At 60.9% G+C, this 8,106-nt stretch carries 9 protein-coding genes; 5 read left to right on the top strand and 4 right to left on the bottom strand.

Translation table 11 applies throughout. The features are described from left to right. Positions 1–134: transposase (locus ABMA59_RS36655; RefSeq protein ID WP_349006656.1), on the bottom strand; the 134-nt coding region annotated here is incomplete at its 3' end. 131 nt (positions 135–265) lie between these two features. Continuing rightward, a complete protein-coding gene (locus tag ABMA59_RS36650; RefSeq protein WP_349010258.1) occupies positions 266–628 on the bottom strand; it encodes a LysR family transcriptional regulator in 363 nt (120 codons plus the stop codon). 123 nt (positions 629–751) lie between these two features. On the opposite strand from ABMA59_RS36650, the gene ABMA59_RS36645 reads away from it, so the two are divergent. Then, positions 752–1,648, top strand: a complete 897-nt coding sequence (locus tag ABMA59_RS36645) for an NAD(P)-dependent oxidoreductase (protein WP_349010257.1) — start codon at positions 752–754, stop codon at positions 1,646–1,648. Between the two features lie 306 nt (positions 1,649–1,954). Here ABMA59_RS36645 and ABMA59_RS36640 read toward each other — a convergent pair whose 3' ends face one another. After that, positions 1,955–2,986: a LacI family DNA-binding transcriptional regulator gene (locus tag ABMA59_RS36640; protein WP_349010256.1), complete on the bottom strand. Its 1,032-nt coding sequence runs from the start codon at positions 2,984–2,986 to the stop codon at positions 1,955–1,957. Between the two features lie 149 nt (positions 2,987–3,135). Here ABMA59_RS36640 and ABMA59_RS36635 point away from each other — a divergent pair, with 149 nt between their 5' ends. Genes ABMA59_RS36635 through ABMA59_RS36620 form a run of 4 tightly spaced genes read left to right on the top strand, consistent with a single transcriptional unit; the run spans position 3,136 to position 7,487 of the window. Further along, positions 3,136–4,077, top strand: coding sequence for a sugar ABC transporter substrate-binding protein (locus tag ABMA59_RS36635; RefSeq protein WP_349010255.1), 942 nt, complete (start codon positions 3,136–3,138; stop codon positions 4,075–4,077). Between the two features lie 21 nt (positions 4,078–4,098). Next, a complete protein-coding gene (locus tag ABMA59_RS36630; protein ID WP_349010254.1) occupies positions 4,099–5,652 on the top strand; it encodes a sugar ABC transporter ATP-binding protein in 1,554 nt (517 codons plus the stop codon). Further along, a complete protein-coding gene (locus ABMA59_RS36625) occupies positions 5,649–6,644 on the top strand; it encodes an ABC transporter permease (RefSeq protein ID WP_349010253.1) in 996 nt (331 codons plus the stop codon). Before ABMA59_RS36630 ends, ABMA59_RS36625 begins: the two co-directional genes overlap by 4 nt. Positions 6,645–6,656: 12 nt before the next feature. After that, a complete protein-coding gene (locus tag ABMA59_RS36620) occupies positions 6,657–7,487 on the top strand; it encodes an N-acyl homoserine lactonase family protein (protein ID WP_349010252.1) in 831 nt (276 codons plus the stop codon). A gap of 107 nt (positions 7,488–7,594) precedes the next feature. Here the strand turns inward: ABMA59_RS36620 and ABMA59_RS36615 are convergent. Continuing rightward, on the bottom strand, positions 7,595–8,106 hold a 512-nt coding region (locus ABMA59_RS36615), incomplete at its 5' end, for an IS3 family transposase (RefSeq protein WP_349010251.1).

Below are 8,106 nucleotides of genomic sequence, written 5' to 3'. Positions count from 1 at the left end.
AACTTCGCCTTGAACTTGTAGAAGGTCGCAGCCGAGATGCCGTGCTTGCGGCAGACATCCGCCGTCTTCGCACCGGCCTCCTGCTCCTTCAGCATCCCGATGATCTGTTCTTCCGTGAACCTCGAAGGTCGCATCATCCGTCTCCATGATCGACGGACTCTACCCAAATCTGGAGGAAGTTCAGGGTCTCAGGTCATCGCTTTAACGTCGTCCACCAGGATTGACCTCCTGCATCGTGCTTTCAACGCGCGATGCGATGGCGGGTTCAACACTGTTTCCATCTTGAAGCGATAGTTGGCCGGGAAAGAATCGGCTGCACGTAGTCCTTGGCGATGCCGAGCCTGACCTTGCCAGTAACTTTCCCGCGCCAAAAGCCGTCGAAGAGCATGTCGTGCTGATCGACGATTGTCTGGACCCGTGGAAGTATATCGCGTCCGGCCAGGCTCAGTTTCACCTGGTGATACGTTCGATCGAACAGCTTTTCACCGAGGATCCTTTCGAGACCCTGGATGCGCAGTGTTACCGTAGCTTGCGAGCAGCCTAGGCGCTCCGCGGCCCGCGAGAATTTCCTCTCGGTAGACTGACAGGAACGACCGAAGGAGTTTAATGTCGATGTCTGCCATACCATTAATAATCCTAATCTCAGGAATATCGCCTTCTCATTTTATCAATAGCGACTGGCTGGTCTAGGATAACTCGACACGCCAATGAGGGAAGATCGAATGAAAGTCGGATTTATCGGCCCGGGACTATGGGTGGCTATGCCGCCAAGAACATCATTCGAGCCGGCTTCGAAACCTATGTGTTCGACCTCCGGCCCGAGGCGGGCAACGATCACGTCGCCATGGGTGGGACGTGGGCAGGCAGTCCGGCCGAGATGATCACAAAGGTCGATTGCGTCGTCTCGATGGTGTTCGGACCGCCGCATCTCGATGCCGTACTGAACGGCCCAGAAGGGCTCCTGAAGGGCAATTGTCGGAGCAAGCTCTGGGTCGACATGACGACTTTATCGCCGAAGTTCATGCGCGAACTCATGAAACCGTTTCTAGCCGCCGGAGGGTGTCCGGTCGATGCGCCGGTCACGGGATCGGTCGATGCGGCGATCCGCGGCGATATGCCGATGTTCGTCGGAGGTGACGACGCTGATGTGGAATGCGTTCGTCCAGTCATCGAGGCGATGGGCGAGCTTCGCAAGGTAGGCAGGTACGGCAATGGCTACGTCGCCAAGCTCGTCAACAGCCAACTCTGGAAGGTCCACGCCGCTGCCATCGGGGAAGCCATGGTCTGTGCGAAGAAGGCGGGACTGGAGCCTGATGTCTGGTGGAAGGTCATGAAAGGCGAAGCGGCCGACAGCTTTGTTCTCCAGCATGACGTGCCGTCGATTTTCGCGGGCCACTATGACCCGTCGTTTCCGATCAAGCTCTGCCTCGAGGATCTCAGCCTGATAAAGGAACTCATGGACGAGACAGGCACGCGCTCCGATCTGACTGATACGACCTACGCCCGCTTCCGCGAGGCAGGCGACCGCTACGGCGTAAACGCAGGCGAGATGACGGTGTGCAAAATCGTCGAGGATGATGCCGGGGTTCAGTTGCGCGTCAAAGGCGATTGGATAGCCCCTTGGGAAGTGACCTACGACAATAGTTGAGAAGCCGACTTTGATGAAGGTCTGCTTCGCCCCCTCCAACCCGACGCTGCAGCGGAGATTCAGAACAAACGCTTTGCACCTCTAGAACGCTTTTCTTGTACACATCACCCCTGACGCTGCTGAGATGGTCCAGTTCGCTCTCGTGGTAGCTCACAGGCGACCGCGTATCCGGTGTCGTAGGAACGGCTGTGTCGACGGGAGATGCTGGGACTCAACCGACGCAAATGGCAACCAGATTGTGCAAATCAGAACCTGCTGTGCCGGCGCCATCAGGCAACGGCGCATGCCGGAGGCTTCGGATCAATGTTAACGCGGGCTTTGACTGTCCCGCAGGCCGACCGGAGCGCAGCTATCCCCAACCACGAGGGATGGCTGGAACACGATGTTGCGCTGTTCCACCTCGGCGCCCCGCCTGATCCGGTCGACGAGCAGCCGCACTGCTTCGTTGGTCATGTCGACAAGCGGGTGTTCGGTTCGGGTCAGCCGCGGTCGCAAACCGCCGATCCCCGGAATGGTGTCCGTGGAGGCGATAGAAATGTCCGCTGGGCAACGCAATCCAAGATCGGCAATGGCGCGCATCGCGCCTAGCGCCATCAGGCCGCTTGCCACATAGAGTGCTGTCGGGCGGTCAGGCTGCTCGAGCAGGCTACGCGCCACGGAATAGGCGGCGTCTTCGCGGAACTCGCCCGAGCGGACATCGCGCGGCTCCGGGGCAAGGCCCCGCGCCTTCATCGCCGTCAGCATCCCGTCAAGACGGCCGCGGCCTGTCGTCAGGTGCAGCGGCCCGGTGATCGAGCCGACGCGGGTATGGCCGAGATCGAGCAGATATTCCGTTGCCTGCCTAGCCGCCGAGATATTGTCGATGGTGATTGTGTCCGACCTGTCGTCCTCGACGGTACGGCCGAACAGCACGGTTGGAAGCGGCCTCTCGTCAGGCTCTCGCTGCAGGTGCTTGGTGGAATCGCCGACCGGAACCAGCAGCACCCCGTCACAGGACAGCATGCGGACGCGGCTCAGGATGCGTTGCTCTGCTTCAGGCTTTTCGTCGCTGTTGAACACCACCAGCGAATAGCCCCAGGCGGCAACGGCCGCCTCCGCCGCCCAGACGACGCGCGAGAAGAACGGGTTGGCGAGATCGGCGACGACCAGGGCGATCAACTGGCTGCGGCCGCGCTTGAGATTCTGCGCTGCCAGCGAAGGTGAATAGTTGAGCTCCCTTATCGCGGCCAGCACCCGTGCTCGCAATGCCGGGCTAACATAGGCGGAGTCGTTGATGACCGCCGATACCGTCGCGGTGGAGACGCCTGCCGAGCGTGCAACATCTTTGATCGTTGACATGTCAAACCGAGCTAATCGATTAGCTAAGTGATACCGCATCAAATATGCTTGTCTAGGTCAAATCATGCGAAATACAGCTTGATCAACCGCCCTGTTTGCTTAATCTGGCGAAACGGTTCGTTGAGCAGGCAGCCGTTCAGGGAGGATTTATGAAACAGTTTGCAGTGGGCGCCGCACTGGCGGCGATTTGTCTTGGCATCGTGCCGGCGTCGGCGCAGGACAAGCCGCTTGTCGGCATCGTCTCGATCTCGGCGACTGAGGCGAACAACGCGCGTTACATCAAGGGTGCGGAGGCCGCTGCCAAGGAACTTGGCTGGGAAGTCTCGGTCATCGACGCGGCGGGCAGCGCTGACCAGGCCAATGCCGCGATCCAGAATTTCGCGCAACGCGGCACGACCGCCATCATCGACATGGTGTTCCCGTTCTCATCCATCGGCGCCGGGCTCGACGCCGCCAAGTCGGCGAACATTCCGGTTGTCACCTGGGGCGGGGGCCTCGGCAGCACGGTCGCCGCCACCAACGGGTCGGGCGGCCCGATGGTCGTGCCGGTCAATGATCTGATGCTCAAGGCAATGGAAGGCAAGGGCTCGCTGCTCGTTCTGGCGTACCGGACCGGTGAGGTTTGCCGGAACCGCGAGGTCGAACTGGACAAGGCGCTCGTTGCCTATCCCGACGTCAAGGTGACGAAGAACGAGGTGCGCATCCCCGGCTATTTCGAGGATGGGGCCCAATATGCGAATGCCTGGCTCGCCGCCCATCCGGCCGGCGACGAGAATTTGGCGATCTGGGGCTGCTGGGACGATCCAGCGATCGGCGCCATCGGTTCGCTGCGCGCGCAGGGCCGCGACGACGTCAAGGTCTATGGCGTCAACGGCAATGCCCAGGCACTTGAGAACATCAAGAACGGCTTCATGACGGCCACCGCCTGGCAGGACAGCTACACGGAGGGCTACAACATGATCAAGCTGCTGCCCGAGATCCAGAAGGCTGGTGCGGACTGGCAGCCCAAGGCGGTCGAGGTGCCGGCGGTTCTGGTCACGAAGGAGACGGTCGAAAAATTCATTGCCGAACACCCTGATGCCATCAAGTGAGTTTCGCCATAAAAACCGATCATGAATGCTATGTCTGGGTCGATGGGGACGCCTGCGGCGCCCCCTTTCATTTCAGCGGTTGCCGTCGCCAAGTCGTACGGCGGCGCGCAGGCTTTGCGCGGCGTGTCGCTTTCGATCGCGCCGGGAGAAGTGCATGGCCTGGTCGGCGCCAACGGTGCCGGCAAATCTACCCTGATCAGGATTCTCGCCGGGCTGATGGAACAGGACAGTGGCGAGATTCTTGTCGACGGCCGAGCGACAGCAATCGGCTCTCCGCATCGCGCCAATGATCTCGGCATGAGCTTCATCCACCAGGAACTGGCGTTCGTGCCCGGCATGACGGTGCTCGAAAACATCATGCTCGGCTTGCCCAAGAAAGCACGCTTCGGCATGGTCGATTGGCATGCAATCGCGCGCGACGTGTCGCCTATTGCCAAGCGGGTCGGCGTCACCGCGCCGCTGCATGCGACGGCAAAAGGCCTGTCGACCGCCGAGAACTGGCTGATCAACATTACCCGCGCACTGGTTCGCAAGGCACGGCTGATCGTCATGGATGAGCCGACCGCCTCGCTTTCGGCAAGCGAGTGCCAGAAGCTTTTCGCCATCATCCGCGACCTTTCGGCCTCCGGCGTGGCGGTGCTCTACGTCTCTCATCGGCTGGACGAGATTCTCGACCTGTGCGGTCGCGTGACCGTGTTCCGCGACGGTCGTTCAGTGGCGGAACTCAAGGGCCCGCAACTCACGCGCCCGGCATTGGTCGAGGCGATCGTCGGCGGTGCCGTGGAGCATTCACGCAAGGCTCACGGAGGGACCAGGAAAGACGAGATCGTCCTTTCGGTCCGGGGGATGCAGCGGCTGCCAAAGGTCAAGGAAGCGAGCTTCGATCTGCATCGCGGCGAGGTTCTGGGAATAGCCGGGCTGGTCGGCGCTGGTCGCAGCGAACTGGCGCGCCTGCTCTACGGAGCCGACCTGTCCGATGCCGGCACCATGGTGCTGGAAGGCAGGCCCTACATGCCAAAAACGCCGGCGGCCGCGGTGCGCGCCGGTCTTGGCCTGGTACCCGAGGAACGGAGGACGGAGGGTCTGCTGCTCGGCAAGTCGGTCGCGTTCAACATCAGCCTGACCAACCTCAACACGATCCTCGCCAACGCCGTGCTGCCATTCATCAGTTCCCGCAAGCGCACCGGCATTGCGGACACCATCATTCGCGACCTTTCGATCAAGGCGCAGTCCCCGGATCAGCCTGTCGGCCGGCTGAGTGGCGGCAACCAGCAGAAGGTGGTGATCGGACGATGGCTGCAATCCAGGCCGAAAGTGCTGATCCTCGACGAGCCGACGCGAGGAGTCGATATCGGCGCGCGCGGGGAAATTCATAGACTGATCCGCGATCTTGCCGCAAAGGGCATGGCGGTGCTGGTCATTTCCTCGGAGCCGGACGAACTGCCTGAGCTTTGTGGCCGTGTGCTGGTGATGATCGAGGGGCGCATCGTGCGCGAGCTTTCCGGCGAGCATGTCACGCGCAACGCGATCATCGAAGCAAGCTACGCATCGGCGGCGGAAGGAGTATCGGTATGAGCGAGGTCGGCTACACCACGCGGCGCCTGTCGCCAAACGCCAAGGCGGCGCTCGGCGTGTTCGCGCGTTACGGCACTATCATCGGCCTGGTGATCATGGTCATTGTTTTCTCGATCCTGTCGCCGCGCGCCTTCCCCACCGTCACCAATTTCACCAACGTGCTGAGCCAGGCTTCGCTGGCGATGATCATCGCCGGCGGCCTCACCATGGCGGTCATCGTCGGCGAACTGGATCTTTCCGTTGGTTACGCCGCCAGCCTGCACGGCGTCCTCGTCACCGGTCTGATCGTTCAGAACCAGCTTCCGATCCCGGTCGCCATCGTCATCGTGCTCGCACTGGGCGCACTGATCGGCGTCGTCAACGGGCTGATCGTCACCAAACTTAAGGTCAATTCGGTCATTGCCACGCTGGGCGTAGGCACCATCCTGGTTGGCCTTTCCTTCGCCTATTCCTCCGGTGTGCCGATCGTGTCGGGCGTGCCGGAAGCCTTTCTGCAACTGGCACTCGGCCGCTGGCTGTTCGGCATCCCCAACCCGATCATCGTGATGGCACTGGTGCTTGGCGGGCTTTGGTTGCTGGTCGAGCGCACGGCGATAGGCCAGGAAATCCAGGCCGTTGGCGGTAATCCGGCGGCTGCACGACTAGCCGGCATCAATGTCGACCGCATCAAGATCCTAGGTTTCGTGCTGTCCGGAATGTGCGCGGCGCTCACCGGAACGCTGCTCGCCTCGCGGCTCGGCAGCGGCACGACAAATGCGGCGGATGCCTACCTGCTTACGGCCTTCGCAGCCGTCTTCCTCGGCTCTGCAACGCTGCGCGACGGCGAATTCCACATTCTTGGCACCTTCATCGGCTCGCTGATCATCGTGCTCGGCTTCAATGGCCTCAATATTTTCGGCGCTCCCACCTTCTCGCAATTCATCTTCCAGGGCGCCATCCTGATTGTCGCGGTCGGCCTGGCGAGCCTCGGCCGTTCACTCGCCGAAAGCTGAAGGGGTATTTGAATGCCGGAAAACACGCACTGGGACGTCTACGTGCTGGAATATGCGCGCTCGAAGAATCAGCCCTGGGTCGATTTGATCAGCGGAATGTATGACGAGGGCGTGATGGATCTGCCCTTCTCGTTTGTTCTCGCGCGACATGGCAACCGCAATGTGCTGATCGATACCGGCTTCATGCAGGACGATCACAGCTTTTCGCAGAAGTTCGGCGTCCCCTATTGGATATCGCCGCTGAGGATGCTCGGCGAACTCGGCATCGAGCCGGGCGGCATCACCGACATCTTCGTAACCCACGCCCACTTCGACCACATGGGCTCGATCGGGGAGTTCCCGAACGCCCAAATCTACATCCAGAAAAGTGAGCTTCTGTCCTGGTACGAAGCGATCGCGTTGCCGAAACGCTTTGCCCACCTCACTGCGATCATCGACCCCGACAATCTGCGCTCGGCGCTCGATGCCTCCATCGAACACCGGGTGACGCTGGTCGATGGCGACAAGGATAACGTGCTTCCGGGTATCCACGTGCGTCTCGGCAGCGGCCACACGATCGGCCAGCAGTTCGTCGTCATCGAGACCGAGGCAGGCCGGCGCACTATCTCCGGGGACTGCGTCTATTCGAGACGCCAGTTCACCGGCCACAATCACGACGGCGCCTATGTACCATTGAACAACGCGGTCGGCAGCGTCTGGGAACAATTGAAGACCATCGACAAGATGAACGAAGAGCTTGGCGGCGATCTGTCAAAACTCGTGATCCTGCACGACATCGAGCGCTGGAAGGGTTTTCCGGTCGTCAAAGAAGTCGACGGGTTCAGGATTGTTAAGGTGATCTAGCGACTTGCATCACCGATGGCACGTCCGGTCAGTGTCGCTATCCAGATGGTCCGGCGGGTGGATAGAACTGAGCTACTCCCCGATCCTTGGACAGGTTTCCGGGTGGTTTAAGCTCCTCTCCGCGCCTGCTGATCGGTTTCGATGCTGTTGAAGTAGACCACGGCGGGCGGCTGTCCGCCATGGGCGGCGTGAGGCCGCTGGTGGTTGTAGAAGGTGATCCAACGACCGATACCTGCCTTGGCCTGCGAGCCGGTCTCCCAGGCGTGCAAGTAGACGCATTCATACTTCGTCGAGCGCCACAGGCGCTCGATGAAGATGTTGTCGAGGCAGCGTCCCTTGCCGCCCATAGAAATCCGGGTTCCGACCCGCTTCAGCCGGTCGGTCCAAGCGAAGGACGTGAACTGCGAGCCTTGATCCGTATTCATGATCTCGGGCGGGTCGAAGCGGTGGATTGCCTCGTTCAGCGCCTCGACGCAGAAGTCGGTCTCGAGCGTGTTCGAGATACGCCAGGCCAGCACCTTGCGGCTGAACCAGTCCATGATCGCGACCAGATAGAGGAATCCCCTGCGCATCGGCAGTGGAGTAAGAAGCGCTGCTGCGCTTCTCCTCCCCGAACCGT

Source organism: Mesorhizobium yinganensis, assembly GCF_040081985.1.
In the GTDB taxonomy this organism is placed as follows: domain Bacteria; phylum Pseudomonadota; class Alphaproteobacteria; order Rhizobiales; family Rhizobiaceae; genus Kumtagia; species Kumtagia yinganensis.
The sequence above is the reverse complement of the archived record's forward strand: the minus strand, read 5'-3'. Positions and strand labels throughout refer to the sequence as shown.